General features: G+C 72.1%; 29 protein-coding genes, 1 tRNA gene and 1 pseudogene. 6 read left to right on the top strand and 25 right to left on the bottom strand.

Features of this window, described 5'->3' with window-relative positions; translation table 11 throughout:
* Positions 1-3 precede the first annotated feature (3 nt).
* The 3 genes from ACQP0T_RS01050 to ACQP0T_RS01040 all read right to left on the bottom strand — a co-directional run bounded on the left by ACQP0T_RS01050 (position 4) and on the right by ACQP0T_RS01040 (position 2,779).
* Positions 4-849 carry a hypothetical protein gene (locus tag ACQP0T_RS01050; protein ID WP_433870875.1) on the bottom strand — a complete coding sequence of 282 codons (846 nt, stop codon included), beginning with the start codon at positions 847-849 and terminating at the stop codon, positions 4-6.
* Positions 850-1,020: 171 nt separating this feature from the next.
* Entirely contained in the window at positions 1,021-1,866 is an 846-nt protein-coding gene (locus ACQP0T_RS01045) for a lysostaphin resistance A-like protein (protein WP_433870874.1), read from the bottom strand.
* A gap of 28 nt (positions 1,867-1,894) precedes the next feature.
* Complete coding sequence (locus tag ACQP0T_RS01040) at positions 1,895-2,779, bottom strand: alpha/beta hydrolase family protein (protein WP_433870873.1); 885 nt, start codon at positions 2,777-2,779, stop codon at positions 1,895-1,897.
* A 65-nt stretch (positions 2,780-2,844) separates the two neighbouring features.
* Between ACQP0T_RS01040 and ACQP0T_RS01035 the strand changes: the two genes are divergently transcribed.
* Positions 2,845-3,375, top strand: coding sequence for a helix-turn-helix domain-containing protein (locus ACQP0T_RS01035; RefSeq protein WP_433870872.1), 531 nt, complete (start codon positions 2,845-2,847; stop codon positions 3,373-3,375).
* 65 nt (positions 3,376-3,440) lie between these two features.
* The gene (locus ACQP0T_RS01030) at positions 3,441-4,058 is read left to right on the top strand and encodes a cysteine hydrolase (protein ID WP_433870871.1); all 618 of its coding nucleotides are present in this window, start codon (positions 3,441-3,443) and stop codon (positions 4,056-4,058) included.
* Here the strand turns inward: ACQP0T_RS01030 and ACQP0T_RS01025 are convergent.
* The 3 genes from ACQP0T_RS01025 to ACQP0T_RS01015 form a co-directional block, all read right to left on the bottom strand.
* Complete coding sequence (locus ACQP0T_RS01025) at positions 4,048-4,317, bottom strand: hypothetical protein (RefSeq protein ID WP_433870870.1); 270 nt, start codon at positions 4,315-4,317, stop codon at positions 4,048-4,050. The genes ACQP0T_RS01030 and ACQP0T_RS01025 overlap by 11 nt on opposite strands.
* A 148-nt stretch (positions 4,318-4,465) precedes the next feature.
* Positions 4,466-6,016, bottom strand: a complete 1,551-nt coding sequence (locus tag ACQP0T_RS01020) for a serine/threonine-protein kinase (RefSeq protein ID WP_433870869.1) — start codon at positions 6,014-6,016, stop codon at positions 4,466-4,468.
* A gap of 125 nt (positions 6,017-6,141) precedes the next feature.
* Positions 6,142-6,522: a hypothetical protein gene (locus ACQP0T_RS01015; RefSeq protein WP_433870868.1), complete on the bottom strand. Its 381-nt coding sequence runs from the start codon at positions 6,520-6,522 to the stop codon at positions 6,142-6,144.
* 927 nt (positions 6,523-7,449) lie between these two features.
* Here ACQP0T_RS01015 and ACQP0T_RS01010 point away from each other — a divergent pair.
* A complete protein-coding gene (locus tag ACQP0T_RS01010; RefSeq protein ID WP_433870867.1) occupies positions 7,450-8,484 on the top strand; it encodes a VOC family protein in 1,035 nt (344 codons plus the stop codon).
* Positions 8,485-8,785: 301 nt separating this feature from the next.
* On the opposite strand, the gene ACQP0T_RS01005 is transcribed toward ACQP0T_RS01010, so the two are convergent.
* The 5 genes from ACQP0T_RS01005 to ACQP0T_RS00985 all read right to left on the bottom strand — a co-directional run bounded on the left by ACQP0T_RS01005 (position 8,786) and on the right by ACQP0T_RS00985 (position 12,456).
* Entirely contained in the window at positions 8,786-10,072 is a 1,287-nt protein-coding gene (locus ACQP0T_RS01005) for a glycosyltransferase family 87 protein (protein ID WP_433870866.1), read from the bottom strand.
* 377 nt (positions 10,073-10,449) lie between these two features.
* Positions 10,450-10,989: a VanZ family protein gene (locus ACQP0T_RS01000; RefSeq protein WP_433870865.1), complete on the bottom strand. Its 540-nt coding sequence runs from the start codon at positions 10,987-10,989 to the stop codon at positions 10,450-10,452.
* A gap of 571 nt (positions 10,990-11,560) precedes the next feature.
* Positions 11,561-11,645, bottom strand: a tRNA-Ser gene (locus ACQP0T_RS00995).
* A gap of 45 nt (positions 11,646-11,690) precedes the next feature.
* A complete protein-coding gene (locus ACQP0T_RS00990; RefSeq protein ID WP_433870864.1) occupies positions 11,691-12,161 on the bottom strand; it encodes a MarR family winged helix-turn-helix transcriptional regulator in 471 nt (156 codons plus the stop codon).
* Between the two features lie 19 nt (positions 12,162-12,180).
* On the bottom strand, positions 12,181-12,456 hold the full coding sequence (locus ACQP0T_RS00985) for a cold-shock protein (protein ID WP_433870863.1): 276 nt from the start codon (positions 12,454-12,456) through the stop codon (positions 12,181-12,183).
* Positions 12,457-12,529: 73 nt separating this feature from the next.
* Here ACQP0T_RS00985 and ACQP0T_RS00980 point away from each other — a divergent pair, with 73 nt between their 5' ends.
* Both ACQP0T_RS00980 and ACQP0T_RS00975 read left to right on the top strand, forming a co-directional pair.
* Positions 12,530-13,516 (top strand): ABC transporter ATP-binding protein, encoded by a 987-nt coding sequence (locus ACQP0T_RS00980; RefSeq protein WP_433870862.1) that lies wholly within the window; start codon positions 12,530-12,532, stop codon positions 13,514-13,516.
* Entirely contained in the window at positions 13,513-14,283 is a 771-nt protein-coding gene (locus ACQP0T_RS00975) for an ABC transporter permease (RefSeq protein ID WP_433870861.1), read from the top strand. The genes ACQP0T_RS00980 and ACQP0T_RS00975 overlap by 4 nt, the downstream gene beginning before the upstream one ends.
* Positions 14,284-14,319: 36 nt before the next feature.
* Here ACQP0T_RS00975 and ACQP0T_RS00970 read toward each other — a convergent pair whose 3' ends face one another.
* From ACQP0T_RS00970 to ACQP0T_RS00920, 11 genes and pseudogenes are all read right to left on the bottom strand, one after another.
* The gene (locus tag ACQP0T_RS00970) at positions 14,320-15,057 is read right to left on the bottom strand and encodes an AAA family ATPase (RefSeq protein WP_433870860.1); all 738 of its coding nucleotides are present in this window, start codon (positions 15,055-15,057) and stop codon (positions 14,320-14,322) included.
* 93 nt (positions 15,058-15,150) lie between these two features.
* Positions 15,151-15,315, bottom strand: a complete 165-nt coding sequence (locus ACQP0T_RS00965) for a hypothetical protein (RefSeq protein ID WP_433870859.1) — start codon at positions 15,313-15,315, stop codon at positions 15,151-15,153.
* Positions 15,312-15,476, bottom strand: a complete 165-nt coding sequence (locus ACQP0T_RS00960) for a hypothetical protein (protein WP_345359655.1) — start codon at positions 15,474-15,476, stop codon at positions 15,312-15,314. Before ACQP0T_RS00960 ends, ACQP0T_RS00965 begins: the two co-directional genes overlap by 4 nt.
* A 98-nt stretch (positions 15,477-15,574) precedes the next feature.
* Positions 15,575-16,039: an Imm1 family immunity protein gene (locus ACQP0T_RS00955; RefSeq protein WP_433870858.1), complete on the bottom strand. Its 465-nt coding sequence runs from the start codon at positions 16,037-16,039 to the stop codon at positions 15,575-15,577.
* 49 nt (positions 16,040-16,088) lie between these two features.
* Positions 16,089-16,331 (bottom strand): annotated as a pseudogene (locus ACQP0T_RS00950) (DddA-like double-stranded DNA deaminase toxin); the annotation flags it as partial.
* On the bottom strand, positions 16,328-16,696 hold the full coding sequence (locus tag ACQP0T_RS00945) for a hypothetical protein (protein ID WP_433870857.1): 369 nt from the start codon (positions 16,694-16,696) through the stop codon (positions 16,328-16,330). The pseudogene ACQP0T_RS00950 and the gene ACQP0T_RS00945, both read right to left, overlap by 4 nt.
* A gap of 92 nt (positions 16,697-16,788) precedes the next feature.
* The gene (locus ACQP0T_RS00940) at positions 16,789-17,091 is read right to left on the bottom strand and encodes a hypothetical protein (RefSeq protein WP_433870856.1); all 303 of its coding nucleotides are present in this window, start codon (positions 17,089-17,091) and stop codon (positions 16,789-16,791) included.
* Positions 17,092-17,264: 173 nt separating this feature from the next.
* A complete protein-coding gene (locus ACQP0T_RS00935; protein WP_433870855.1) occupies positions 17,265-17,462 on the bottom strand; it encodes an Imm1 family immunity protein in 198 nt (65 codons plus the stop codon).
* A 442-nt stretch (positions 17,463-17,904) separates the two neighbouring features.
* Positions 17,905-18,414 carry a hypothetical protein gene (locus ACQP0T_RS00930; protein ID WP_433870854.1) on the bottom strand — a complete coding sequence of 170 codons (510 nt, stop codon included), beginning with the start codon at positions 18,412-18,414 and terminating at the stop codon, positions 17,905-17,907.
* The gene (locus tag ACQP0T_RS00925; RefSeq protein ID WP_433870853.1) at positions 18,411-18,623 is read right to left on the bottom strand and encodes a hypothetical protein; all 213 of its coding nucleotides are present in this window, start codon (positions 18,621-18,623) and stop codon (positions 18,411-18,413) included. Before ACQP0T_RS00925 ends, ACQP0T_RS00930 begins: the two co-directional genes overlap by 4 nt.
* A complete protein-coding gene (locus ACQP0T_RS00920; RefSeq protein ID WP_433870852.1) occupies positions 18,620-18,907 on the bottom strand; it encodes a zinc finger protein in 288 nt (95 codons plus the stop codon). The genes ACQP0T_RS00925 and ACQP0T_RS00920 overlap by 4 nt, the downstream gene beginning before the upstream one ends.
* A 135-nt stretch (positions 18,908-19,042) precedes the next feature.
* Here ACQP0T_RS00920 and ACQP0T_RS00915 point away from each other — a divergent pair, with 135 nt between their 5' ends.
* On the top strand, positions 19,043-20,125 hold the full coding sequence (locus ACQP0T_RS00915; RefSeq protein WP_433870851.1) for a helix-turn-helix domain-containing protein: 1,083 nt from the start codon (positions 19,043-19,045) through the stop codon (positions 20,123-20,125).
* Positions 20,126-20,163: 38 nt separating this feature from the next.
* Here the strand turns inward: ACQP0T_RS00915 and ACQP0T_RS00910 are convergent, their stop codons facing one another.
* From ACQP0T_RS00910 to ACQP0T_RS00900, 3 genes are all read right to left on the bottom strand, one after another.
* Positions 20,164-20,421, bottom strand: coding sequence for a hypothetical protein (locus ACQP0T_RS00910; RefSeq protein WP_345359685.1), 258 nt, complete (start codon positions 20,419-20,421; stop codon positions 20,164-20,166).
* 37 nt (positions 20,422-20,458) lie between these two features.
* Positions 20,459-21,604 carry an endonuclease/exonuclease/phosphatase family protein gene (locus ACQP0T_RS00905; protein ID WP_433870850.1) on the bottom strand — a complete coding sequence of 382 codons (1,146 nt, stop codon included), beginning with the start codon at positions 21,602-21,604 and terminating at the stop codon, positions 20,459-20,461.
* A gap of 167 nt (positions 21,605-21,771) precedes the next feature.
* Complete coding sequence (locus ACQP0T_RS00900) at positions 21,772-23,283, bottom strand: M28 family peptidase (protein ID WP_433870849.1); 1,512 nt, start codon at positions 23,281-23,283, stop codon at positions 21,772-21,774.
* Positions 23,284-23,469 lie beyond the last annotated feature (186 nt).

Here is a 23,469-nt window from a genome sequence, read left to right as displayed (position 1 = left end):
GGCTCACACCAGGTGCCGGGCCGGGAGCCGCGTCGGTCCGTCGCGGAACCGGTAGCCGGCCGAGCGCAGGTGGCGGTATTCGAAGAAGGCCAGCACCAGCGTCGAGACCAGCCCGCAGAGGTTCAGCCCCAGCCACAGCCAGTACGGCAGGCCCTTGGTGTCGCCCCCGTGGATCTCCAACCCGCTGACCACCAGCACCAGCCCCACCGACGCCACCGGCGCGAGCAGCGGGTGCAGCTCGCTCAGCCAGATGCTCGTCCGCGCGGCCCAGTAGAGCGTGCACGTCAGGAACACGCTGCTCCACAGGGCACAGAAGAGTGTCAACGCGATGCCCCCGAGGATCACCGCCAGCCGCAGCAGCGAATCGGTGTCGGTCCAGCCCTCGACCAGGGTGGCGAAGCCGTAGAAGGCGGCGAACCACACGATCGGCGACCAGATGGAGGCGAACCCGATCAGCGCGCGGCGCAGCAGCCGCGGCACCCGGGCGAGGAGCTGCCAGCGGTGCGCGGCGCGGGTCACCAGGAGCAGGACGAGGAACACCGCGGGCAAGCCGATCAGGGCGTACAGCCCGGTCTGCTCGGTCTTGTCCTGGACGTTGCCCAGCACTTCGCGAACGGTCTGGTGCTCGTGGCTGGCGAACACGACCACGGCCAGCCCGACCGCCGCGCGCCAGAAGGTGAGCCGGTCCAGCAACCGGCCTCGGGGATCGCGGCCCACCGCGGGCTTGTGCAGGAACTTGGCCGCCTGCCACGGCAGGAACACCACGGCCAGCACCCGCAGCGTCGTCCTCGGCGTGGTCAGACCACCGCCACCGCGCCGCCGGGACCGCTCCGGCTGCTGCACGACCACCGTCCGCACCCCCATGCCGAAGGAGCAGTGCCGAAGCCGCGAGCGTAGCGCCGCCCTCGCCCGCACGAGGCGGAAATCGGGGAACTCCGACGCCGCCGCCCGTGCTGGGGCGGCGGCGCAGGAAGCGGTGGGTCACCTCGGTCGCCCGCGGCGCGGGCGTGACCGGCGGCCTCAGCCGACGGCGGGCTGCGGCCGGACGGCGGGCTCGGCGGTCGGCCCGCTCCCCCGGCGCTGGGTGGTCAGCAGAACCGCGACGACGACCAGCTGGAAGCCGATGATCATCGCCTGCGCCACCGGGGCCTGCACGCCCAGCAGGACCATCGTCGTGTTGGTCGCGAAGTGCACCGCGATCGCGGCGAGGACCCCGGCGCGCTCGTAGGCGCAGCAGACCAGCATGGTCATCGGGATGGAGCTGACGGCGAAGAGCACGCCGCTCGGGCTCAGCAGGCCGAGCTGGTGCTGGACGGTCCCGTCCAGGAAGAACAGCGGCAGGTGCCACACGGCCCAGATGACGCCCAGCACCAAGCCGATCCGGAAGCGGCCCATCGACGCGCGCATCCGCGGGTAGGCGGTCCCCCGCCAGCCCGGCTCCTCGGCCAGCGGACCGGCCACGACCATGTTGACCAGGAACACCGCGAGCCCGCCCGAGCCCTGCACCGTGGCCAGCGCGCTCTGCGCGCTCACGCCGGGGCCGCCCGCCACGTGCGCCAGCAGCACGGCCCCCAGCACGGTGGCCGAGGCGAGCACCAGCAGCAGCGGCGCCCCGAGCAGGTGCGCCGGCCGGAACCGGACCGCGTGCTCGGGGACGGGTTCACCGCGCCGGGCGCGGCGGATCCGCAGCACCAGCGCGCCGACCATCGGGCCGAAGGCGCCGAGCAGGTGGGGCACGAGCGCGGCGGGGTTGGCCGCCGGGCCGCCGAGCGCGATCGCCACGGCCCAGGCCGCCCAGCTCGCGGTGAAGGTGACGGCCATGAACAGGATCAGGTCGCCGCGGTGCGGGTTCGCGGGTGCGGACATGTCAGGACTCCTGGTGGGTGGGAGGGGTTCACGCGGCGTCGAGCCGGTGGGCGAGCCAGGTGGTGACGAGCGAGAGCAGGTCGGCGTCGACCGGCTCGCGCAGCAGTCGGGGGTAGGAGCGCAGGGTGTGGCGCCCGGTGTCGCGGCGCAGCAGGTGGGTGAGGTCCGGGACGCAGTGGACCTCGGCCCCGTCCGGCACCAGCCGCCGCATCACGTCCAGGTCGGCCGGGTCGACCTGGAGGTCCTTGGCGCCGGTGACGGCCAGCACGGGCGCCGTCGCGGCGGCGAGGTCGTCGCGGGAGTCGTGCGCCAGGTTCTCGCGGAGCCAGCGGGAGTCGAGCGGGAATCCGCCGCGCTTGATCCGGGCGAGCACCCGCGGACCCGCCGCGCGCAGCGGGCGGCGCAGGAGCCGGACGGGGGCGGGCATTGTCCCGAGCAGCGAGCGGGCCTGCCAGCGCATCGCCTCCTCGCCCGCGCGGGCGTAGCCGGCCAGCAGCACCACCGCCCGCACGTCGTCGCGGGCGGCGAGGGCCATGGCGTGCAGGGAACCCTCGCTGTGGCCGACGACGGCGACGGCACCGGGGCGGATCTCGGGGCGGGCGGACAGGGCGCGCACCGCGGCGGCGGCGTCCTCGCGGTTGTCGGTGAAGCCGGTGGCCCGCGGGTCGCCGGGGGTGGCACCGACGCCGCGCCGGTCGTAGCGCAGCGTGGCGATGCCGCGCGCCGCGAGGGCGGCGGCCAGTTGCGGACCGAGGTCCACCCGGAGCTTCCGGGTGTTGCCGTCGCGGTCCAGCGGCCCGGAGCCGTGCAGCAGCAGGACAGCGGGGTGCGGTCCGGCCCCGGCGGGCAGGGTCAGGGTCCCGGCCAGCGGGGTCCCGTCGGTCGCGGTGACCGTCATGTCGATGTCGGACAAGGCTGCGCTCCACCTCTCATTGTTCTCAACGTTGAGAACGTTATCAGATGTGAGATCATGGGGGCATGGCAACCGCGGATCTCCTCCTCCACCCCGTCCGGCTGCGGATCCTGCAGACCCTGCTCGGCTCGGGCGAGCTCACCACCGCCCAACTGCGCGACCGGCTGCCCGACGTCGCCCCGGCCACCATGTACCGGCACGTCGCCGCCCTCACCCAGGCCGGAATCCTCGACGTGGTGCGGGAAACGCCCGTGCGCGGCACCGTCGAGCGCAGCTACCGGGTGCGCCAGGACGAGGCCCTCGTCGACGACGACGCGCGCACCACCATGACCAAGGACGACCACCGGCAGGCCTTCACCGTCTTCACCGGGGCCCTGCTGGCCGACTTCGACCGCTACCTCACCCGGGACGACACCGAACCCGCCCGCGAAGGCGTCCTCTACCGGCAGGGCGCGGTGTGGGTCACCGAGGAGGAGTTCGCCGAACTCGTCGACGAGCTCGAAGCCGCCGTCGAACGCCGCACCACCCCCGGCGACGGCCGCACCCGGCACGTCATCAGCCTGGTCCTCGTCCCGGACAAGGCCACCGAGGGCTGAGGCCGCGAGCCGCCCGTTCGCCGGATGCCCCGCCGAACGGGCTCGGGCTGCGGCAGACTCGGCGCATGGACGGGAGCAGGTGTGCCGTGCTGGCACTGCACTGGCAGGTCAACGTGATCGAACCCGAGGGGTTCTTCGGCGGCATGCTCGCCGAGCCGGTCGCCCGCAGCGGCGTGGTGGAGCGCGCGGCGCGGTTCCACGCCGCCGCGGCCGAAGCGGGGGCCGAGCTGGTGTTCACCCGGTTCACCGTGCCCGCGGGCGGCGGCGAGCTGGTGCGCAACACCGGGTTCATGCGGGCGGTCGACGACGCCCGCGAGTCGTTCCGGCCGGACTCGCCGGGAACGGCGCTGATCGCCGCGATGGCGGACCAACCGGACCTGGTGGTGGACAACCAGAAGCTCTCCGGGATCGCGGGCAGCGACCTCGCCGACCGGTTGCGCGCCCGGGACATCGGGACGCTGCTGATCACCGGGGTCGCGACGAACCTGACCGTGGAGCAGACCGCCCGCCACGCCACCGATCTCGGGTTCCACGTCCACGTCGTCCGCGACTGCGTGGCCGCCGCCGACGAGACCGCGCACGAGGCGTCGCTGGCCGACCTGGAGCTCACCACGGCCGGGTGCCTCACCGCCGACGACGCCGTGCGGCTGCTCGCCGCGGGCGACGTGCCGCTCATCCGGTGAGCACCTCGGCGCGGTCGTGCGCCCGGTGCGCGTTCTCGCCCCGCAGCGCCAGGACGCAGCACGGCCCGGCCACCGCGCACGCGGCCCCCAGCAGCGCGTTCGAGGCGTGGGTGGGCAGGACGACGGCCAGCAGCGGTCCCGCTGATCGGCCCGCGAGCAGGAAGCTGTTGGCAGCGCCCACGCAACCGCTGCGACGTTCCTCCGGGGCGTGCTTGCCGAAGTGGAAGAACAGCGACTGGGCCAGCGCGGCGAAGCTCACCCCTGCACGGTCCGCAGCGCGACGGCGTCCAGCACGGATTCGTACGTCAACGGAACCGACCGCGATTTCGGCGCGGGCGGTGAACGGAGAACGGATTCCCGACCGGCTTCGCCCGGGCCGTGATGCGCCGCACCGCCCGACCGGAAGGCTAATTCTCCTCGCCCTTCTTGTCCTTCTCGCCCTTCTTGTCCTTCTCGCCGCGGCCCTCCTCCTCGCCGCGGCCCTTCTTCTCCTTCTCCTTCTCGTCCTTGTCGGGCGCGGGCCGCTCGATGATCACCGGAGGCGGGGGCGGTGCCGTCGTCTCGCTGCGGACGACGGTGTCGGACTCGATCAGCGGAGTGCTGGCGTTCGGGGTCATGCCGAGCCGGTGGAACTCGCGGACCGTGCTGCCGTCGGCCATGCGCAGCTCGACTCCGACGTGGACGTCGTGGCCGGTGGCCCGCGGCGGATCGATGACCCCGACCGCGTGCACCGCGTTCCACCGGTCCTCGTAGTCGCTGTGACCCCGGGCCCGCAGCGCGGGGCCCAGCCTCGTCCACGCATCGCCGGGACGTTCGGGCAGCAACGCGTAGTACTCGGCCACGACCCGCTCCAGGTCCGCGGGTGCCGCGACCGGCACAGGCCGAGGCGGGGGGTCGTCGCGCTGCGGGACCAGCACGAGCGCGAGAACGACGGCCGCGAGCACCGCGCCCAGGACGGACAACGGCGTGCGGTGCCGCCGGACCGCAGCGCCGGCCGACGCCGCGGTGACCTCCCGGGCACCGGTCGGGTGCTCCGCGACCCGCGTGCCGCTGTGCCGGGCGAAGGCCGCTTCGTCGAACACCGGTAGCGGCTGGGTACGGGCCTCCGGCGAGCTGTGCTCGGTCGCCGTCGGCGATCCGTCCGCCACGGAGCGGAGGAACTCGCCCGCCTGCTGCGGCGTTGGCCGGGCCGCGGGGGCGTTGTGCATCATCCGCGCCAGCAGCGGGAGGAGGGCGCCGGCGCGCTGCGGTGGCGGGACCTGCCCCGCGGCGGCTTGGTGCAGCACGGCCAGCGAGTTCTCGGTCTCGTCGCCGAAGGGAGGACGCCCTTCGAGGGCGGCGTAGAGCGTGGCGCCGAGCGAGAACACGTCCGAAGCCGGTGTCGGCTGCTGCCCGCGGGCGATCTCCGGTGCGAGGAAGGCGGGCGTGCCGTTGAGCATCCCGGTCTGCGTCACCGACACGTCACCCGCGGCCAAGGAGATCCCGAAGTCGGTGAGCTTGACCGTGCCGTCGTCGCCGAGCAGCACGTTGCCGGGTTTGACGTCCCGGTGGATGATTCCCGCCCCGTGCGCCGCGGCCAGCGCGGACGCGGCTTGCGCGCCGATCGTCGCCGCCGTCCCGACCGCCATCGCGCCCGACTCGGCGAGCACGTCGGCGAGGCTGCGCGAAGGCAGGTACTCCATGACCAGGACGGGAAGGCCGTCGTGCTCCACCACGTCGTGCACCGCGACGACGTTCGGATGGTGCAGCCGCCCCGCGATGCGACCCTCCCGCATCGCGCGCTGCTGGGCTTCCTCGGAGCGCGCCGGATCGAAGCCGGTCTGCACGATCAGCTGCTTGACGGCCACGGGCCGCCGCAACCGCTCGTCGGTGGCGAGCCACACGACGCCCATGGCCCCGCTGCCGAGCCGACGTTCGAGCCGGTACCGGTCGGCGAGCAGGTTGACCACCTGGCTCACGATCGTCCCTCCTCCCTGGGGCCGACCTCGGCTGCCCGGGAGGGCACGAGGCCACCGCGACCTGAGCACCAGCATCCCGACCGGACCGAGCGCCCCGGGACGGGGGTCGCCCCGGGGCGCGCTGCTCAGCGCCGCAGGGCCTTGATGACCAGCTGACCGATGACCAGGTACACCAGCGCGGCCAGCCCGTAGTTGAGCACCAGGCCGAGCAGTGCGTCGTCCGGCGTGAACACGTCGCCGAGGCCGAGCACGAAGACCTTCGCCGCCCCGTAGACGAACGTCACGAAGCCGTTGCCCTGGTTCGCGTCGAAGACCACGAACAGGACGTGCAGCACGAAGATGGTGACGATCGCGCCGATCACCACGCGCACGACGCTCGCGACCGACTCCGAGTCCACCCGCTCGCGATGGCGCTCGCCGTCGCGATCGCGGTAGGGCGGCTGTTCTTGCGGTGGGTAGTGGGGCTGATCGCGCGGGGCGCGGGGGCCCTGGGGGTGATAGCTCATCGCGGGCAGTTTCAAATGCCGCGTTCGGATTTGCAACACCACTCGGGCGTCACTTTTGAGAGCAGCGCCACAACCGTCTTATGTGAAATTAATTCATACCCTACTCCTGGCACCCGAGAACAATCCGCCGCACCCATGTCCGCGATGTGCGAAATCGCCGAATCGGGCCCCTTTCGCGCTGGCTGGTCGGATCGCCATCACGGTGACCACGTTCTGCGGACGCCGTTTCCCCAGGTAGAGCAGGTCCGCGGAGGGGCACCGGCGGTCACCGCCCACCATTCGCGTTGGGCGACCGTCCAGGAATCGGGGATTTCCGCGGTGGGCTCAACCGCTTCTCACGCCCATTGGTGAATGCCATCGAACGACCGCGAATGCAACCACCGGCGGCGACCCCGGTGAGCGCACGGCCAATCCGCAACGCGAACGGACGCGCGTTCACCGACTCCGCCACGCTGCGATTTTCGCCGGCGCAGCGGTGCGACCGCACCGTGAACGGCAGCATCCGCATTGGCCATCGTCGAGTTCCCCTGGGGGTTAATTGACAGGACCGCAGGCACCCGCCCACGCGAAGGCCCAGGGAAAAACGTGCGAATGCGGCAAGCAGGACGCCAAGAACCAGAAGCATCCGAAAGCCACTTCAGCGCAGGAGAGCGGTTATCGATCCGGCCCGCACCGATCTCATCCGCCCCGGCCGCGTACTTCGCGTGCGCGTGCGGCCGCCGCGCGTTGCGGATCGCTCATGTCCCGGGGGCGTCCGAAGGCCGTGCGCATCGGATGATGACCGTGCACCACCGGCGCACCGGACCGCTCGCGATCGGGCGCGGTGAGGTGGGCGGGAGTTCTCCCGGGGACATCGCGGATCGAGGGATCTCCCGCTCCCCACGCGCGATCGGCGCCGACGGCGGACCGCGCGCCGACCATGGGATCGTGAGTGCGAACCACCCCGTCGCGGTGCCCGAGTGGCAGCAGTTCCTCCGCGACTACAGCGACGAATACCTGCGGACGGCCACGGACGAGGACTTGGCCTGCGTCGACGCCCGCCAGCGCGAGAACCGTTGGATGGGCTACGAAGCGGCCACCGAGGAAGCGGTCCTCGCCACCGAGGAACGGCTCGGCGTGCGGCTCCCGCCGAGCTACCGCAACTTCCTGCTCGTCAGCAACGGCTGGCGGGACGTCGACCCCGAGATCGGCGAGCTGCTCGGCGTCGACGAGGTCCAGTGGTTCGCGGAGCGGGACGCCGACCTGCTGGAAGCCTGGGCCGACGCGGAGCTCCACGAGATCATCGAGGTGGTCAAGCCTTGCCTGGTGGTGAGCGACCACTCCGGTTGCGCCGTCCACTGGCTGCTCGACCCGACGAAGATCGGGCCGGGCGGGGAAGCGACCGCGTACGAGTGGGCGACCGGCGACGGCTCCGATCCCGAGCCGTTCCCCCACTTCAGCGCACTCGTGACGAGGGGCCGGGCCGCCAACGCGCATCGCGCGGCGACCGGCGCGACCGTGAAATCGGGGCCCGAGGAGCCCGCGGCACCGGCCGACGCGCGCACCGCCGACGCGCGGGCGAACGGGAACACCAGCGCCACGCGCATCGACCGGCTCGACAACCTGGTCCTCGACGTCGCGGACCTGGACGCCACGATCGACTTCTACACGCGGGTGCTCGACGTCGACGTGGTCGCGCACGAGGACCGCACGGCGCTCGCCTTCGGCGACACCCGGATCGACCTCCGCGTGGCCGGGCTGGACGCGGAGCGCTCCGGGGCCGCCCACCCCGCTCCGGGCACCACCGAGCTCGGCTTCGTCGTCGAAGAGCCGGTGCTCCTCCTGATCGACAAGCTCCAGGACCGCGGCGTGCGCATCGAGGCGGGCCCGGTCAGCCGCACCGGCGCACGCGGCACGCTCCACAGCCTCCACCTGCGCGACCCCGACGGGAACCTGATCAAGCTCGGCAACTACCTCGACTGAGCGCGGGGAGCGGTCGTCACCGGGCCCGGCGGACGTGCGGGCAGCCGCGACCAGGTGGGCCACGGCGGCGGGCACGTGCCGACGGTGAGCACCGGGTGCCTGCGACGGTCGGCGGGCGTCCGCCCTCCCGTGCCGTTCGCGGGACGACCTGCGCGGCCCGCACCAGGCCGTCCCGACCAGGCGCTCGGCGCACCGGGGCTCGGGCCGACCGAACCCGCGAAGGCATCGCGCGGGTGCGAACTCGGCCGCACCGCCCTGCTCCCAGGGCGGAGGCACCCGCTCGACCGGAGCACCGGCGCCCTCATCGACGGGTCCTGGTGGCCAGCGCGATCCACACCAGCGCGACGACGGCGGTCAGCACGTAGGTGTTGCCGACGAGGTGCTGCACCGGTGTCCAGGTCAGTTCGGCTCCCCCGACGCTGGGCGGGAAGTGCCACGGAGCCGTGATGGCGACCAGCGCGGTCGCGACCACCGGCAGGTAGCCGCACCGGTGCCGGATCGCCGCGCCGCACAGCAGCAGCAGGCCGGGCGCGGCCCACACCCAGTGGTTCGACCAAGAGGTCGGAGAGACGAGCACGGCGAACAGGCCGACGGTGACGAAGGCGGTCGGAGCGCTCACCCGGGGCAGGATGCGGGCGGTCAGGACGAGCAGGCCGAGGCACAGCAGCGCCCACCCGGCGTGCTGCGCGAGCGGTGGCAGGTCCAGGCGGCTCAGCGCGCCCGACACCGACTGGTTGCTGTTCAGCACGTGTCCGGCGACGTCGGCGGCCGGGCCGTGGCGGAACCAGTAGTCGACCGACGCCGTGAAGTCGACGGCGAAGCCGATCGCGGTGCACCCGGCCGCGGTGATCACTGCGGTGAGGGCGGCGCGGTAGTCCTTGCGGAGCAGGAAGAACAGCAGGAACGCCGCCGGGGTCAGCTTGATGGCGGCGGCGATGCCGACCAGCAGCCCGCGCGGCCAGCGCGGCGCGCGGGCCAGGCAGTCGAGCGCGACCAGACCCATCAGCGCGATGTTGACCTGGCCCTGCCCGAAGCAGGCGTGCACGGGTTCGAGCAGGAAGGTCAGCGGCAGTCCGGCCGCGGCCACCGAGAGCGCCCCCCGCGTGCCCGCGCTCGGCCACGCATGGCGGGTGACCAGGTAGAGCGTCGCGCCGAGAGCCAGCACATCGACGACGTTGAGCATGCTGAGACCGACCGTCGAGGGCACCACGGCGAAGGGCGCCAGCGGTAACAGCGCGAACGGCGGGTAGACCCACGGCAGCGGATCGGGGTTGCGGACCGGCGACCTGGTGTTGATGAAGTCGCCGCCCGCAAGCCAGGTGTGCACGGCCCACCGGTAGACCTCGAAGTCGCCCCAGAACGAGTACAGCGACACCAGCGTCCCCAGGCAGCAGGCGAGCGCCAGTGCGGACACCACCAGGACCAGGCGAAACCTGCGCTCGATCCACGGCGGAGCCGCTCGCGGCAGCGTCCGCTCGGCCTCGTCGGTCCTCGCGGCGCCGTCCGGACCCGCATCGCCCGGCGTTCCGGCATTCCGCGTGCGCGCCCCGCGGCTCTTGCCCGTTCGGGCACCGGCGGCGGTCTCCATGCTCTTCCCCATTCCTGATGTCGCAGTTCCACCGAGCGGGCGTCCTGCTCGCTCGCTCACCACCGCACTGGCGCCTCCGCCCGGCGCCCCGGCGGGTCAGGGCGGCAGCGGGTCGCCGGTGCCGCCCTGCACGGTCGTCACCGAGCCCTGAGCAGGCGCGTTCGAGCTGATCCTTCGTCGCTGCTCGTGGAGCCCCGCCGGTCGAGACCGAGGCGGACGTGTCGTGACCGCCCGCGAAGGCGTCCAGTCCGGGATGCGCGGGTCGTGATCACGAGTGCTGCTGGATTTCCTCTGCGCGGAGAGCGCGGCCGCCAGCGCACCGGTGTTCTCCACGCACCTGCTGCTCCGCCACCGACGAGGTGACGGGACCGTGCAGGTCAGCGGGCGGGCATGGCTGCCTCCCTGCCCCGGCGGCGGGTCAGCAGCGCCGCGACCGCGGCGGCGACCACCGCACCGACGACGTTGTTCAGCAGGTCCTGCGTCTCGCACACACCTCGGTTCGCGATCTGCTGCACGAGCTCGATCACCACGCCGAGCCCGATGGCCGCAGCGAGCACGGGGAGCGGCCTGCGCGTGGCGAGGACGGCGAAGAACACCAGCGGCACGAACAGCAGCACGTTCGACAACTCGTTGCCGCCCATCATCGAGAACCCGTTCAACTGGCAGAACGGTTCCTCGATCACCCGCACGCCGGGCATCGAGGCGTAATCCGGCCGGGTGCGGGAAAGCGTCACCCCCAATACCGCACCGAGGCTCATCCCGGCCAGCACCGAGGGCACCGGCCGCCATCCCCAGCGACGCGCCGCCACCAGCCCTGCGGCGCCCAGCAGGACCACGCCCACGAGCATTCCAACGAGGATGAGCGGGTTCGACAACGTGTTCTCCACGGTCGAGAACACCGATTCCAGACTCAGCACAATCGCACTTCTCATTCGTCGTCGACTGCGTGTACGAATGAAAGGTAACGACGACTCCCGGGAAAATGGTGCTCCGAACAAGCAAAGGAGCCGCGGAGCCGATGTTTACGGCCGATCGACCATTTCATGTTGGTGAGGTCTGGCCGATTGACTGATGACACGGCAGCGGCATCGGCCGATCGGCCGATGCCGCTGCCGACGGCACGCGACAGCTTTCCGGCCCGGGGCAGCCCCCGACGGGCCTGGCCGCATTGGTGACCGCCCCGGACGACACCGGACCGGCTGCCTCGTGCGGACCGCTTTCGGAAATGGGCTCGGGTGGCGGAACCGCGACCACAGCCGCACGGCCATGCACGTGGTCGAACGCGTCGATGGCGAAGCGCTACATGCACGTGAACGGGACCGTGCTCGGATCGGTCGCCGACAAGATCGGACGGAGCCTGTGGGCGACCCGCCGGACGGAACCCAGGACGACGGCAACAAGGCCAGTTGAGATCAGAAATGAGACCAAGGGCGGCGCGATCCGGTGCGGTGGTGTCGTACCGGACCGCGTTCCTGCTGGTCAGCGGAGCGGAAGCGGGGGGATTCGAACCCCCGGTCCCTCTCGGGACGCTCGCTTTCAAGGCGAGTGCATTCGGCCGCTCTGCCACGCTTCCAGGGCGCAGCGTAGCCAATCCGGGCGGGCCGCGGGCCCGGCGGGGTCAGTCGTCGACGTCGTGGAGGTGGTCGAGGAGCCTGCTGAAGACGGTGGCGAGGACCTGCTGCTCGTGGGGTTCGAGCAGGTCGATCAGGTGCCTGCGGACACCGGCCACGTGCATCGGTGCGGCGCTGCGCAGCTTGGCCATGCCCTTGTCGGTGAGTTCGGCGAGGACGCCGCGGCCGTCGCTGTCGCACTCCACCCGGCGGACCAGGTCACCGGATTCCAGGCGGCGGATCTGGTGCGAGACGCGGCTCTTGGAGTGCGCGACGTCCTTGGCCAGCTTGCTCATCCGCAGCCGGCGGTCGGGTTGTTCGGCGAGCCGGACGAGGATCTCGTAGTCCGCGATCGACAGTCCGTGCGCGGCGTGGAGCTCCTTGTTCAGGCGGTGTTCCAGCAGAGCGCTGCCGTCGATGTACGAACGCCACGCGGCCATTTCGCCTTGGTCGAGCCATGCGGCTTGCCGTTCGTTCACCCGACCAGATTACCCGTCCTCACTCGGAGTGGCCTGTCCTTCGGCGAACGGACCAGCGGCCCCGGCGCCGCTCCGGCAACCGGCGGACCCACGTCGCGCGCCAGCGGTAGCCGTCCTGCTCGGCCGCTTCGACGCGCAGCCGCACCCGGTCGCCCTCGGCCAGCTCGCGGAAGCCGGTCGCCGCCAGGCGCGAGAAGTGCGCCCAGACCTCCTCGCCCCCGACGTCGACGACGCCCCAGCCGTCCTCGGTGTGCCACACCCGCACCCGTCCGACGTGCTCACCCTCGGTGTCCACGTCGGCACCGTAGTCGACTCGCCGGGCGGAATTCCGGTTGCTCCGGGACGGGTGCCGCGGGTTACCGTCTGGCGTGCCCGAAGCCACTGTCGTCGTCAACGAGCTGGTGAAGCGGTATCCCAAGAGCCGGACGAACGCCGTGGACGGGATCAGCTTCCGGGTGCCGCCCGGTGAGGTGTTCGGCCTGCTCGGCCCCAACGGCGCGGGCAAGACGACCGCGGTCGGCATCCTCACCACCCGGGTGCTGCCGACCAGCGGCGGCGCCGTCGTCGCGGGGGTGGACGTGGCCGCCGACCCGGTGGGCGCGCGGCGCAAGGTCGCCGTCGTCCCGCAGCGCAACAACCTGGACCGCTCGCTCAACGCCCGGCAGAACCTGATCTGGCACGCGACCTACCACGGCGTGCCGCGCGCCGACCGGCACCGGCTCGCCGACGAGCTGCTGGACCGGATGGGCTTGGCGGCCAAGGGCAAGTCGCAGGTCGACGACCTCTCCGGCGGGCAGGCGCAGCGGCTCATGATCGCCCGCGCCCTGATCCACCGCCCCGAGGTGCTGTTCCTCGACGAACCGTCCACCGGGCTCGACCCGCAGGCCCGCCTGTTCGTGCACGACCGGATCGCCGACCTGCGCGCCCAGGGCGTCACGATCGTGCTCACCACGCACGACATGGACGAGGCCGAGAAGCTCTCCGACCGGGTCGGCGTCGTCGACCACGGCAGGCTGCTCGCGCTCGACACCCCGCGCGCGCTGATCGGCACGCTGCCCGCCAGCGGGACCATCGACGCCTCGGTTCGGCCCGACGGGCTCGCCCCGGAGCGGGTGCCGGAGCTGCTGCGCGGGGTGGCGGGCGTGTGCGGCGTCGAGGAGGTCGGCGTCACCACCGCCGCCGACTGCGTCACCGAGCACCGGCTGCGGCTCTACGTGGACCGCGAACCGGCGTCGCTGCTCGGACCGGTCGCCGGGCTGCTGGACGAGCACCGGGTGGCGCTGACCGGTCTGTCGCTGGGGTCGGCGACGCTGGAGGACGTCTTCATCGGACTCACCGGGAGGGAGCTGCGATGAGCTCGGCACGGGCGTTCTTCGCCGTCCTCGGTCGCGACGTGTTCGTCACCGGCCGCGAGCTGCCCAGCTTCCTGGCGCAAGTGCTGGTTCAGCCGGTGGCGCTGCTGTTCATCTTCGGGAAGGTCCTGGGCGAACTCGGGTACGTGCAGCCCGGCTACGCCCAGATCCTGCTGCCCGGGATGGTCGCGCTCAACGCCTTCCTGGTGTCCCTGCAGAACACCTCGTTCCCGCTGGTCCTGGACTTCTCGTACTCCCGCGAGATCGAGGACCGGCTGCTCGCACCGCTGCCGATCAGCGCCGTGGCCGTGGAGAAGATGCTGTTCGGCGCCCTGCGCGGGCTGGTCGCCGCGCTGCTGATGGTCCCGATCGGGTTCTGGATGCTCGGCACCGTCACCTGGGACCTCGCCGGACTGCCGTTCGCGTTCCTCTGCATGGTGCTGGGTTCGCTGTGCGGCGGGGCGGTCGGCCTGACCGTGGGCGCCGCCGTGCCACCGCGCCGCATCAACATCATGTTCGCGGTGATCCTCGCCCCGCTGATCTTCACCGGCGCCACCCAGTTCCCCTGGATGCAGCTCGACGACCTGCGCTGGTTCCAGGTGATCTGCGCCTTCAACCCGCTCACCTACGTCAGCGAGGGGATGCGCGGCGCCCTGCTCCCCCACGTCCCGCACCTGCCACCGTGGGTCTGCGTCCTCGCCCTCGTCGGCTCCGGACTCCTCTTCGGCGCCCTCGGCATCCACTTCTTCCTCCGCCGCGCCCTGGACTGAACTGCCGCACCCCTGCTCGGCGCGGGGTTGCGGGCATCAGCCGGTGATGTGGCGCAGGTACAGGCTCGGGTCGGTGAGGTAGCGGCGCCAGTGGTCGACCACGTCGAGCTCCTCCCAGGTGACGCGGCGGCTGCCGTGGTCGCCGACCTCGACGATGTCCGCGCCCGGGGCGGCGGCCAGGATCGGTGAGTGCGTCGCGCACACCACCTGGGCCCCGGTGCGCCCCAGCTCGTGCAGCAGCGCGACCAGCCGCAGGCAGGAGTCGAACGACAGCGCGGCCTCGGGCTCGTCGAGGACGTAGAAGCCGCGGTCGCGGAACATCGCGTCGAACACGGTCAGGAAGCCCTCGCCGTGCGACATGGCCGAGGTGTCGTCCTGCCAGTAGCCGTAGCCGCCGTTGACGGCGTTCATCAGCCCGAACGCGGTTTCGGCGCGGAGGAAGAACCCCTTCTTCCGCAACCGGGGGCCGGACCGCATCCGCCCGCCGGCCGGGGTGGTCTCCAACGCGATCACCTCGCCCAGCGGCGTCTTCGGGCGGTCGTTGGCGTACTTGCGGCCGGCGCGTCCGCCGTGCGCGTCCAGGTCGAAGCCCTCGGCGATCGCCTCGACCAGCGTCGACTTCCCCGATCCGTTCTCCCCGACGAGCATGGTCACCGGGGCGGTGAAGGTCAGACCGCGCTCGGCGAGCTCCGCCACGCAGGGCACCGTGTAGGGCCACGCGTCGAACGCCCCGGGACGGCGGGACTCGGGGATGTAGGCGCGGCGGACGAGCATCGACCTTCCCTCACAGCAGAGCGGATGTGCCGAGGGTCGCACACCTCCTCCGCCGCCCCCGCCGGGCGTCGCGGCTTTCGAGGCCGGACCCGGCTACCGCTCGGCCAGCACCGCGCGCAGCGCCTCGACCTGGTCATCGTCGAGCTCCGACCGGGGCGGCGCCGGGTCGTCCAGCGCCCGCCCGAGCGCGTCCGCCGCGAGGTACAGCAGCCCGCCCGCGATGCCGAGCAGCACCAGGACGTTCCCGAACCGGCTCACGACGCGGCTCCCGGCGGGACGGTGCGGTGGTGGGCGCGCAGCAGCACGACGAGCGCGTCGGCGAGGTCGGGCCACGAGTCGCGCAGCTCCTTGAACCGGTCGGGCGCGCTCTCGACGGCGTGGAGCACCGCGGCGGTCGAGCTCGGGGCGTACGGGGTCACGGAAGCTCCTCGCTGCTCGGGCGGCTTCATCACCTGGCGTGCTCGGTACATTACCGTCCGTTCCCGACCGCCGAGCACGCCGCCCTCGCCCGGCGCGCTCAGAACCACTCGCCCGGCTGCCACCGCACGCACGTCGGCCGCGCCCCGGTCCGGCAGAACTCCGCGACGGCGTCGCGGACCTGGTCCAACGGCAGCGACGCCGAGCGGGGGAACTGGATGCCTCCTTCGGGATCGAAAGGCACGACCGGGGTGGTTTCGTCCGCGTCGGGGTTGAACGAGTCGACGAGTGCCCCGTCGTCCTGGGTGCGGTGGACGTAGTTGAGGGCGCCCCACCCGATACCCGTCTCGCTGGTGACCCGCAGGCGCCCGTCCGGGAACGCCGGGCCGTCCGGCTCCCGGAAGGACAGACACGGCCGGTCCCACAGGTACACACCGCAGGTCCGTCCGGGCGGGTCGGTGACGATCTGATCGATCAGCTCGTCGATCTCCGCCGGTGTGCGCGCGTAGCGGAAGATGTTGCGGAAGACGACGGTGATCACGGTCGTGGTCTCGATCGCTGTCATGGCCTCGCTTCTCCGTGGAGCACGATGGGGTGGTGGCTCCGGGCTCCCGGATGACGAGCGTGGAGCCGCGGGGCCGGATGGCGCGCACCGTTGCGCCGCAACCGTCGTCGAGGCTGCACACCGTGCGGTCCAGCACGACCACGCCGCAGTCCTGTCCGGCCTCGCGCACCATCGCGGCGAACTCGGTCTCGACATGGGTAACCATCGGCGGCGCCCCCGCATCGCTGTAGGGGTGAGGCTGTCCGAGTTGTGCGGGGTCAGCCGTGCCCGTGCGGGCCAGGTTCGTCGTCATCCATCCGAGGAGAACAGAAATTTCCCCGCTTCAAGAATGTCGTCAATACCCGTGACGCCCAGGAACGCGAACACCGAGGCAGCAATGCCGGACAGCACAGTCCAGTACACTTCCCAAGGCATCCTCCCCCGCTGCACTTCTTTGCGGAACTGATCTGCGATCAAACCAAGGACCACCGCCGGGCCGAACATGCAGGCAAGCATCAACATCCCCTGCGACAACGGCAATTCTTCGTCGCGGGCAACTCCGAGAAATTGAATGTACTTCGCCGTCAGGGCCACCCCGGCGACAGCCCCCAGGATCCACCAGATCACGTCTATGTCGCCGTTGATCTCGTCCTTGTTCTCGCCATTGCCATCCGTCATGCGCCCACTCCCCTCTTCGGCTTGATCACGCGGTATGCCAAGACGTGCGACGTACGTCGAGGGCCATGCGGCCAGGGCGGCGGCTACCGTGATCACGAGGTTTGCTGGCGGCCGGTGATCCGCCGACGAGATGAGAGCCCTGAGGCGTTGTCTCCACGTCCCTGATCCTGGCGCAACGCACGTGGCGGCAGGGGATTTCCGCGAATGTGAGCGCTACGGCCGTCGAGGCCGCACACCGTGCGGTCCAGCACGACCACGCCGCAGTCCTGTCCGGCCTCGCGCACCATCGCGGCGAACTCGGTCTCGACACGGGTAACCATCGACGGCGTACCCGCATCGCTGCAGGGGGTGAAGCTGTCCGAGTTGGGCGGGATCAGCCGTGCCCGTTCGACCACGTGCCCGTCGGCTGGTGCGGCCCCGCGCGCGGGCTCGTCCGGGAGGTGGCACGCTGCACCATTCCGCGATCAGCAGCAGCCGTGCTGGTCGGGCAGCTTCATCGCCTGGCGCACTCGGGACATCGCCGTCCGTTCCGAGCACGCCGCCCCCGCTCGGCGCGCGGCGTCGCGGCTCAGGACCACTCGCCCGGCTGCCACCGCACGCACGTCGGCCGCGCCCCGGTCCGGCAGAACTCGGCGACGGCGTCACGAACCTGCTCCAGCGGCAGCGACGCCGAGCGGGGGAACAGCAGCCCGCCCCTCGTCGTCGAACAGCAGCACCGGCGCGGACTCGTCGGTGTCGGGGTTGAACGAGTCGACCAGGTCACCATCCGGAGTGCCCGGATGCATGTAGTTCAGCGCGCCCCATCCGTTCTCGCGGTCGGTGGTGATGCGCAAGCGTCCCGGCGGGAACTCGTGAACCGTGCCGTCCTCGGACTGGCGGCACGGCCGGTCCCACACGTAGACCTGCGCGAACTGCTCCGGTTCTCCGTAGAGGATCGCGTCGACCAGATCCCGCGCATCGTCCGGCGTCCAGGCGTAGCGGAACTCGTGGCCGAGGATTCCGGTGATCACGGACCGCGCCTGCGTTGTCGTCATGGTCTGGCCTTTTCGTGGATCTCGTGCGGCCGGTCGCTGCCCGGTGTCCACACCGCAAGCACCGAGCCTCGGGGCAGGATCGCGGACGCGGTTCAGCATGTCTTCAACGTCTTGGAGGCGCCGGGCCAGGTCTTCGATCGCCGACATGGCGCGCTTCTGCCTGGTGCCGAGGGCTCAGGGTGCGGGGATGACCGACCGGTGGGCGCGACCCCGCGCAGTGCTCGTGGTCGGTGTTCGTCGTGCGGCGTCGAGGTAGGCGGTGATCAGCGGGAGTTCGTCGGTGGTCCAGGTCGACGGGGGCGGCAGCGGCCGTGCGGTTTCGGCGGGTTCGGGTGGGCCGGTGGCGTTCGCGGCTTGGTAGAACTCGCGCTCGGTTCCGCGGGTGGCGACGCAGGATTCGCACGGCACGTGCTCTCCGGGGCGGATCGCGTCGAGTCGGGGGGTGCGGGCCCAGTCGCCGCGCAGCGGGTGTCCGCACACGGCCAGGCCGGGCAGCGTGCTCAAGTGGCACCGCGTCTGGTCCGGTGAGATCACCCAGTGCGCGGTGGCTCGTTCCGGTTCGGCCGCGTGCCCGGCAGGCGGTGCGCCCCTGGGCGGGGGCTCGTCCTGGAGGTGGTGCTCGGTCATGCCCAGCACGATCGCGATCAGCAGCAGCAGGCCGTCGAAGAACAGCAGGCCGCTCATGGCCGCACCGGGTCGCTGTCGATGACCAGCGGGCCGCCGGTACCGGCGGCCTCGTGCAGCCGGGCCGCCAGCAGTTCGGCGGTGCGGGCCTGTTCGGTGAGTTGCGCGGCCGTGGGCCGGTGGCCGCGTTCGAGGTTCTGGGCCATCGCCCCGAGCCCGATCACGGCCGCCTGCATCGTCAGCAGCAGGCGCCGCAGGTCGTCGCTCACCGCGCACCCGCCCACCGCAGGGCCACCACCGGGCTGCTGCCCGGCATCGGCACCCCCGCCAGCTCGTGCGCTTTCACGTCGCACCGCGGGCAGGTCCACCACAACCACGCCTCCGCCGAATCGACCGCCGCCACACCCGCCCCGCACAACGCCACGACCCGCTCACCGTGGCACCACCCCGACGCCGCCGTCGCATGCCGCTGCCCCGCAGCAGGAACCCAGCTGAACGGATAAGGCCGCCATGTCGCCGAACGGTCGCCTGGACTGCTGTGAACTCTGCTCATGCCGACACACCTCGCCGATCTGTTCCAGGTGGGGCGTCGGTCAACCGGAAGGATCCCCACAACCCGTAGCTTCGGGAATACTCGTCGTGAGATATGGAGTTCTGGTGTTCACACGCGTTCACAGCGGGAGCCGGGATGGTGCGGGGGTGGGATCTGCGGGCCGCCCGGGAGGCGGCCGGCTTGAGCCTGGGCCGGATGGCGCAGCGGACGCACTTCGCCCGCTCCTACCTCAGCATGATCGAGACCGGGAAGCGTCCGGTGGTGCGCGATGTCGTCCTGGCCTACGAACAGGTGCTCGAGGTGCCGTTGGCGGACGCGCCGGGTGAACCGCTCCGCGTGGCGCACGAGTGGTTGCTCGCCGAGCCCCCGTCCGGCCGCGCGGGTCGGCGCATCGGTGGTTCGGACGTGGCCGGGCTGGAAGCGCGCGTGGTCGAGCTGCGGCACCTCGACGACGTGGTGAGCAGCGCCGACCTGCTTCCCGTCATCACCGGCGAGCTGGCCCGCGCCGAACGGCTCGCCGACGACGCGTCGTGCACCGAGTCGATCGGGCGGCGCCTGTTCACCGCGCTCGGCGAGTTGTACCAGCTCGCCGGATGGGTGGCCGACGACGCCGGGAACCACGCCGACGCCCGGCGCCACTACCTGACCGGGGTCCGGGCCGCGAACAACGCGTGCGATCGCGTCCTCGGCGCCCAGCTCCTGTCGAGCCTGAGCTACCAGATCGCCAACCTCGGCGACCCGGCCGACGCGTCGCTGCTGGCGCGCACCGCGGTGCGCGGCGCGGACGGGGCCACGCCCGTGGTGCGCACGCTGCTGCTCGAACGGGCCGCGTGGGCGGCGGCGCGGTCCGGCGACGCGGAACTGACGTGGCGCACGCTGGACGCGGTCGACGACACCTATGACCGGCGCGGCGGCGACGAGCCGGAATGGACCTACTGGCTCGACCGCGGCGAGATCGACGTGATGGCCGCTCGCTGCATGGTCGCGCTCGGGCGCCCGCGGGACGCCGCGCCGCTGCTCGCCCACGCCATCAGCGGCTACCCCGCGGAGCACGCGCGGGAGGTCGCCCTCTACCTGACGTGGCTCGCCGAGTCCCACGCCCGCGCCGGTGACCTCGACGCCGCGCGCAGCACCCTCGCTGAAGCCCGGCGCCGCGCGGCGGCGATGCCGTCAGCCCGGACGGCCGCCCGCATCCGGGACGTGCACCGCCTGGTCTGACGCGCGGCCCCGCAGCTCGTCAGGCAGCGCCGCGGTGGTCAGTCGGCTCCTTCCGGGTAGCCGTCCTTCTCCTTCCACAGCTCGGGCCGGTTGCCGGTGAACTCGTGCACGTACCCGCACCGCGCGCAGATCAGCCCCATGGCGGACTGGTTCGCCCACGCCACGTTGAACAGCTCGGCGCCGGTGGAGTTCAGCTTCACCTCCCGGGACGAGAACCGGGCGTGCCCGCACACCAGGCATCGGAACGCCCGCCCCAGCACGGTGGCGAGCTTCGGCTTCTCCTCGAACAGGCCCACGGCACCGATCATGCCAGCCCGGCGGGTCCGCCGGTGCTCAGCCGAGCACGTCGACCCACACCAGGCGGTGGTCGGAGGCCTCGGCCAGCCTGCCGGACGGCCAGAACACGCCGGAGCGCAGCGGGAGCAGCGAGGGCAGCACGTAGTCCACCCGCAGGTTGCCGGGGGCCTCGTCGGCGAAGTCGGCGGTGTCGAACACGGGGAGCCCGCGGTGCTGGTCGTTGGCACCGCCCTGCTCCTGGCTGGCGCGGGCACCGCCGAGGCTCGCGGGCAGCGGGTCGATCACCCGGGGCGCGCGCAGCAGCTCGCGGATGCCGGTGCTGCCGCCGTCGAACGGATCGGAGTTCTGGTCGCCCGCGACGACGAACCGGGCGCCCGGTGCGAGCCCGCCGCGCCGTCCCTCGTCGTCGTAGACGTGGCCGGACCGGCCCGGCGTGACGTAGTCGGCCCAGAACCGGATCTCGTCGGCGTTGCGCAGCCCGTTGCGGTCCTCCGCGCCGTCGAAGCTCGGCGGCGTGGGGTGCGAGACCAGGAAGTGCACCGGCTTCCCGCCGACCCGCACCGGCACGTCCCAGTGCGACTTGGAGGACAACCGCAGCACCCGCTTCGCCTCGGGCGAGTACCAGTCCCCCGGCTCCGGCGTCGCCGGGTCGTCCGGCCAGGACGCGCCGGGCAGGTCGGCCCAGCGGAAGTGCTGGAAGGTGCGGACGTCGCCGAGCGGGTACTTCGACAGCACCACCATGCCGTACTGGCCGGGGAACCGGCCGAAGCCGTGCGCGTCGTCGGGGCCGCCGACCTCGCCGTCGCGGTTGAGGTCCACACCGGACTGCACGCCGGTGTTCACCGGTGCGGTGAAGGCGTGCGGGTAGTGGATCGGGTCGGCGCCGCGCTGGCCGACGGCGAGGTAGTTGCGGCGGAAGGCGTCCACCGCCGCGCCGCCCGCGACGTGGTCGAACTCGTTGAGCAGCAACACGTCCGGGCGGGTGCGCTGGACGACCTCGGCGATCGCCCGGGCCTGCTCGTCGTCCGGTGTGGACAGGTCCGCCAGGAGTTCGCCTTCGGCGGGGCGGTTCAGCGACGCGTTGAACGTCGCGAAGCGGATCGGGTCGGTGGCCGCCGCCGGGGCGGCGGGGACCAACGCGGTCGCGGTGACCGCGAGGGCGGCGAGCAGGGCGCGGCGCACGGGTGCTCCTCGTTCGGTTGTGCCGTCGGACCTCGTCCGGAGTCCGCCCGGGAGCGGCCGGACCGCCCGTTCCGCAGGATCCCAGCGGCCCCCGCACCGGGACAACGCCGACGTGGTGAACAGCAGGTGCACGTCGGCGCGCCCGCGGCGCGGGGGCCGGGTCCGGATCAGGACAGGTGGTGCCCGTGCGGGACCTTCGCGGTGTCGTGCTGGGCGGCCATCAGCGAGCCCTGCGCGGCGCGCAGCTCCGCCCGCTCCGCCCGGGTCCGCATCCCGTTGACCCCCTCGGTGCTGCGGGCGTAACCGGCGACGACGTCGGCCAGGCCCTTGGTGTTGAGCTCGAGCGCCCGCCGGTCGACGTTGCCCAGGTCATCGTCCGCGGTGTGGTAGTGCGGGTCGTAGGCCTCCCCGGCGGTGCCGCCCCACAGGGCCGCCTCCTCCTCGGTCTTGACCCCTTCGGCCCCGGTGAACAGACCGCCCGCCGGGATGCCGACCGCGATGAACTCGCCGTAGTCGGAGCGGCCGTTGAAGTCGGTGCCGCGGAGCTCGACGCCGCGCCGCGCCATCGCGTCGATGAAGTCCTGCTCGATCTGCGCCGAGCCGTAGGGCCCCTCGCCCGCGCCGACGCCGTCGGAGTCGTCGCCGTCGAAGGTGAAGTAGCCGGCGTTCGGCGAGCCGATCATGTCGAAGTTCAGGTACAGCGCGATGTCGAGCTGCTGCTCGAAGCCCAGCCCCTGCACGTACTTCGTGGAGCCGACCAGGCCGGATTCCTCGGCGCCCCACCAGGCGAACCGCACCGCGTTGTTCACGTCCGGGCTGCCGCCCATCTCCAGCGCGGCGGCCAGCAGCCCGGCGCTGCCGGTGCCGTTGTCGTTGATGCCCGCGCCGTCCGGCACGCTGTCCAGGTGGGCACCGGCCATCACCACGTTGTCGGTGCGGCCGGTCCGGGTCTGGGCCAGGACGTTGCGGGTGGTCACCGACTCCAGCCGGGACTGCACGTCGACGGTCACCTCGGTGCCCGCCCGCCCGGCGAGCTGCTCGCCGACCTGCCGGGTCACCCCGGCCGTCGGGATGGTGGCCGCCGCCGGGTCGCCGAGGGTGCCGTTGAGCGGGCCGTCGACGTTGTTGTAGATGATCGCGGCCTCGGCGCCCAGCTCGGAGGCCACCCGGGACTTCTCGGAGAAGTTGCACGCCCCGCGCTGCACCAGCACGACGGTGCCCGCGATGTCGGTGCCCGCGTAGTCGGCGGCCTCGCAGCCCGGCGTGTCGTCCACCGGCGCGACCGACAGCGACGCCGTCACGCCGCCGGGCGGGGTCGCCGGGGAGTACTCCAGCGCGTCGCCCTCCACCGGCTGCCCGCCGGCGCTCAGCGCGAACGAATCGAGGAAGTACGCCTGGTAGGTGAACTCCGGCGTGCTCACGTCGAAACCGGCCGCCCGGAGCTTGCCCGCCACGTAGTCCACGCTCGCCTCGTAGCCGGGATGCCCGGAGGCGCGGTTGCCGTGGATCTCGGCGATCCGCTGGAACGCGATCAGGTGACGGTTGACCTCGTTGACGCCGATCCGGTCGCCGAGCTCCCGGTCCGGTGCCGCGGCGGCCGGGGCCGCGGCCCCCAGCACGGCGACGAGTGCGATCGCCGTGGCGGCGCCGCGACGGGATCTGATGGTTCGAAGACTCATCGTGCTCCCCGATTCGGGTGGGTTCTGTGGTGGTCGTCAGCCTTGGCAAGGTCACGCAGCGGCGTCAAGCACTTACCCGGAAGAGTTATTTTTCGGGAACCGATTCCCGTTTTTGCCGGTTTGGGCGATCTCGGAGGAGTCTGCTCCTGACGCGCCGCGCCCGCCATCCCGCCGCGGCGCATTACG

Source organism: Saccharopolyspora sp. CA-218241 (assembly GCF_050954615.1).
Classification (GTDB): Bacteria; Actinomycetota; Actinomycetes; order Mycobacteriales; family Pseudonocardiaceae; genus Saccharopolyspora; species Saccharopolyspora cebuensis.
Note: the sequence above shows the minus strand (reverse complement) of the source record. Positions and strands in the feature narration are given on the sequence as shown.